This is a genomic window from Planococcus chinensis, assembly GCF_042681545.1.
GTDB classification, from domain to species: domain Bacteria; phylum Bacillota; class Bacilli; order Bacillales_A; family Planococcaceae; genus Planococcus; species Planococcus chinensis.
In genome coordinates, this window is the sequence record NZ_JBHUFW010000003.1 from 1 (window position 1) to 1,479 (window position 1,479).

General features: G+C 55.1%; 1 rRNA gene. It reads left to right on the plus strand.

Annotated features, from left to right (window positions below):
* A 23S ribosomal RNA gene (locus tag ACFSDB_RS02510) occupies window positions 1-1,478 on the plus strand; the annotation flags it as partial.
* Window position 1,479: the final 1 nt, after the last annotated feature.

The window sequence follows — 1,479 nt, forward strand, 5'->3', positions numbered from 1 at the left end:
CCGTTGGTTGTGCGCGTCCAAGCAGTGAGGCGGAAAATGAGGCAAATCCCATTTTCACCAACGTTAAGCTGTGATGGCAAGGGAAGTATTTCCCGGAGTCCCTGATTTCACACTGCCAAGAAAAGCCTCTAGCGAGGCGGGAGGTGCCCGTACCGCAAACCGACACAGGTAGGCGAGAAGAGAATTCTAAGGTGAGCGAGTGAACTCTCGTTAAGGANGAGAAGAGAATTCTAAGGTGAGCGAGTGAACTCTCGTTAAGGAACTCGGCAAAATGACCCCGTAACTTCGGGAGAAGGGGTGCTCTGGTAGGGTGTTACAGCCCGAGAGAGCCGCAGTGAATAGGCCCAGGCGACTGTTTAGCAAAAACACAGGTCTCTGCAAAACCGTAAGGTGACGTATAGGGGCTGACGCCTGCCCGGTGCTGGAAGGTTAAGGGGAGTGCTTAGCGCAAGCGAAGGTGCGAACTGAAGCCCCAGTAAACGGCGGCCGTAACTATAACGGTCCTAAGGTAGCGAAATTCCTTGTCGGGTAAGTTCCGACCCGCACGAAAGGCGTAACGATCTGGGCACTGTCTCAACGAGAGACTCGGTGAAATTATAGTACCTGTGAAGATGCAGGTTACCCGCGACAGGACGGAAAGACCCCGTGGAGCTTTACTGTAGCCTGATATTGAATTTTGGTGCAACTTGTACAGGATAGGTAGGAGCCAGAGATCCCGGAGCGCCAGCTTCGGAGGAGGCGTCGGTGGGATACTACCCTGGTTGTATTGAACTTCTAACCCACGCCCCTGATCGGGGCGGGAGACAGTGTCAGGCGGGCAGTTTGACTGGGGCGGTCGCCTCCTAAAGAGTAACGGAGGCGCCCAAAGGTTCCCTCAGAATGGTTGGAAATCATTCGCAGAGTGTAAAGGCACAAGGGAGCTTGACTGCGAGACGTACAGGTCGAGCAGGGTCGAAAGACGGGCTTAGTGATCCGGTGGTTCCGCATGGAAGGGCCATCGCTCAACGGATAAAAGCTACCCCGGGGATAACAGGCTTATCTCCCCCAAGAGTTCACATCGACGGGGAGGTTTGGCACCTCGATGTCGGCTCATCGCATCCTGGGGCTGTAGTCGGTCCCAAGGGTTGGGCTGTTCGCCCATTAAAGCGGTACGCGAGCTGGGTTCAGAACGTCGTGAGACAGTTCGGTCCCTATCCGTCGCGGGCGCAGGAAATTTGAGAGGAGCTGTCCTTAGTACGAGAGGACCGGGATGGACACACCGCTGGTGTACCAGTTGTTCCGCCAGGGGCATCGCTGGGTAGCTATGTGTGGCCGGGATAAGTGCTGAAAGCATCTAAGCACGAAGCCCCCCTCAAGATGAGATTTCCCATTGCGCAAGCAAGTAAGATCCCTCAAAGACGATGAGGTAGATAGGTTCGGAGTGGAAGCGCGGCGACGCGTGCAGCTGACGAATACTAATCGATCGAGGACTTAACCAAA